The sequence below is a fragment of the Lawsonibacter sp. LCP25S3_E2 genome (assembly GCF_052117285.1).
Taxonomy (GTDB): Bacteria; Bacillota; Clostridia; order Oscillospirales; family Oscillospiraceae; genus Lawsonibacter.
Genome location: NZ_JBQKJL010000046.1, coordinates 1 through 3,142, shown reverse-complemented (window position 1 = coordinate 3,142; position 3,142 = coordinate 1). Strand labels below are relative to the sequence as shown.

Sequence of the window (3,142 nt, the reverse complement as noted above, 5' to 3'; positions counted from 1 at the left end):
CTCCAGCTGGTGGAAGTCTTTTCTCCAGCTTGATTTGTTGCGCTTTTTTGATCTCGCAAACTTTGCGGGATTTTTTTCATTTTAGGACTTGACTTTTATTTGCAGGACTCCGCATAAAAATTTGGTATGCTGCCGCTCCCTGTCCGGGAACGATAACATACCAAACATTTTTGTGGATAGCCAGGGCAAACGGGCAGAGTTAAGAGAAAGTTATCAATTACGGTGCTTGGGTGTAGCCCTTATTTTGTTTTCTGCGGCGCAGGTCTTGCGGTGCGGAGAGGAGGCGCAGCTGCGGTCAGCGGAAAGTGGGTGCGGGCTTCCGCCCGCAAAAAGGCGTTTGGCAGCCGCTCGCGGCAAGCCAAATGCTCTGCTTGCCCCACCCAAGGGTGGGTAAAATCGTCTCCACACGACTGTCGGTTTCTATCCGCACTGCGGGGAGATGTGGCACAGTTTCTCCTGCTTTTTTTCGTCACCCGATAGCCTCTCAATGTCAATGGCAAACAAGAGGGGAAACCGCCGTAAAACCTTGTAGGGTAGGAACTACACTGCCTTGCCCGGAAAGAGGCCACACAGCGGCCTACAGGGGCAAACGGCGGGGAAATTGCTGGTGGTGTCTTTTCTTTGCTTAGCGAGTTAAATTTTACTATGTGTTTTTTACAATGTAATTAAACTGTTGTACGTCTGTGTGCAATTTTTTTCTATTTACTCCTACATATAAGAACAATTTCTTGTCCCCAATATTTTGTATGTCAGGAGGCCACAAATGACAAATAATTTGAATTCATATCTGCTGCCAGGGCCATCTATCCCTAATAAAAACGGTGTATCGAATTACTCACTTTATCAGAAAAAGCTTTCCAGCAGATTGAATACGACTACGGAAAAAACGATTTCCCCGCAACAGGAAGAATTGCAGACATTGCTTACTACAGCTACGGCTACATATCTCAAAAAATTCAAAGTTGATAGCAGAGCTCCATACTATCTCCGTCACACGTTTGAACGGGACATGGAGTTATTTCCACATAGTTTTGCTCACCAGGTCATCTCAAAATATACTCAAGAGCTAGAAGATCATTTGGTTACAGATACAGCTATCTCTAAAGCATATTTTGAAGTTGAAACAGGAATGCGTACATTATCCGCAAAGTTTAATCGGTACGATCAAGAGTTTTCGGTCTGGCTTACATTAGAAGATTTTACGAAGCAGGGGTACACCCGTTTCCTTTTCCTGAGCGAACAGAGTGCTGACACTTGTGAAACATGTAATGCCTATCACGGGCATGTATTTTCGATTGCGGATGTTCCAATTCCTCCACTGCATCCAAATTGTCGCTGCGAGCTACTGGTCATGGACTCCCAGACAGAACTGTTATATAAAATGGATGAACAGGCCTTTATTCAGCGTTTTTATTCAGAAAGAAGAGGAACAACTGGTGGTATCTACTTAATTGAACATAGTACATTTCCATTTGGAATTTCTGCAGAGCGCATTACAAAAATTCCCATTGTTTTAGAGCACATGGTTCTGAATTACGCCCAAAACATTCTGGATCAAGATGGAATATATGATTTAGCCTCCGCAGTTGCGTCTTATTTATCGAGTCTTTGGAAGGACGGAGAAAATTTGATTGATGCTCTGCTGAATGCCCAAGCAGAGCGTAGTGGGCGAAAATGGGATAGCTTTAGTAGCTTTCTGGACTGGTTGACCTTTGGAATTGTCAGTGGTGCGTGGGGTGGCATTGTTTCTAACTTCGATGCGATGGTAGAAGATCCAAATCTGTACAGTATCGTTAACTTTTTTACATTTGGAACATTAGACACACTTTCGGGTGCAATAGCACCAGAAGACCCCTGGTCATTGGAGCATTGGCTAGACATTATTGGTACAGTATTAATTGTCTATTCTGCGTATAAAGCTGCCATCAACGTAAAGGAAATACTGTCTGGAAGCACCGACGATGCGCTGCGTGCAGCTGGTACATTGACAGATGATGTGGATGACCTTATTCGAAATGCGGGGCTGACACCTTCTCAAATCGATGATATAATTAAAGCACCAAAAGGCCAGCGGCCGAATCCCAGTACATATCTTTCTCAGGAATATATCGATCAACATTTAGATTTGTTTCGCGGTGGCGTAACAAAATTCTATGCAAAGGCCCCTACGGGGGCGGTAGGACCGCCGGATGGGACATTTGTAATGCCTACATCTATTGCTGACGATTTAATAAAACAAGCAAATGGTGATATTCATATTCTGGAACAACTACTTGGGTTAGATTCTGGTACTTTAGGAAAAAGTCCAGTGAAAATTGACATAGCTCATCCAACTGGTCTGAGAATGCCTACGGGAAATGAACTTGGAGTAAATTCTTTTTGGTTGCCGGGGGGATATACATCTGGTGGACTTCCGGAGGCAGTTGTAGATCAGATTCTACCTGGACAATATACAGTTGTCCCCATTCAATAAGATGGAGGAAATCTTATGGTAATTTTTGATCAAGACAATGAACAGATTATTTTGAGAGACGGACGGTATTATTTACGAAGTGATGTAGGACATTTTGTGCCTGAATATCTGGAGATCGAAATTTCAAAAGAGGATGCCGATAAAGTCATGCAGGATGTCAAGTATGCGATAAAACTTGTTCTGGACTATCAAAATAAACAGTGGGGGCTGGTTTAAGAGGAGTCTTACGCATTGCGAGTTTGACCCACACTGTGACCCACACGCGGAAAGGGCTAAAGAGTGCCGGACGGGAAGTTTGTGCTTCCCGCCCGGCTTTTTCGCTCTGTCCTACATCACCTGTGCCATGAAGCTGCCCATGGTGGCTGCTGCTTCGTCCTGCTTCTGCCGTGTGGCGTGGGTATAGGTGCGGAGGGTAAACCCGGCATCGTAGTGCCCCAGCATGGAGGACACCGTCTTTACATCTACGCCGTTCTGGAGGGCTGTGGTGGCGAAGGTGTGCCGCAGGTCGTGGAAGCGGATGTGGGGGAGCCCTGCGTCCTTCAGGAGCTTCTTGTGGAGGTTTGTATTCTGTCAAGTAAAAATCCCTGGTTTTGCCAAAGCAAATTCCTTGGTATTGCCACGGGAATTCCCTGGTTTTGCCACGCTATTTTACCCGCATGAGAGCGTTGC

General features: G+C 45.2%; 2 protein-coding genes and 1 pseudogene. 2 read left to right on the top strand and 1 reads right to left on the bottom strand.

Annotated elements, in window-relative coordinates; translation table 11 throughout:
- The first annotated feature begins 763 nt into the window (after positions 1–763).
- Positions 764–2,473: a hypothetical protein gene (locus tag ACTQ3R_RS16285; protein ID WP_441780204.1), complete on the top strand. Its 1,710-nt coding sequence runs from the start codon at positions 764–766 to the stop codon at positions 2,471–2,473.
- Positions 2,474–2,488: 15 nt separating this feature from the next.
- Entirely contained in the window at positions 2,489–2,689 is a 201-nt protein-coding gene (locus tag ACTQ3R_RS16280) for a hypothetical protein (RefSeq protein WP_441780205.1), read from the top strand.
- Positions 2,690–2,800: 111 nt separating this feature from the next.
- Here ACTQ3R_RS16280 and ACTQ3R_RS16275 read toward each other — a convergent pair.
- Positions 2,801–3,034, bottom strand: a pseudogene (locus tag ACTQ3R_RS16275) (site-specific integrase); the annotation flags it as partial.
- Between the last annotated feature and the right edge of the window lie 108 nt (positions 3,035–3,142).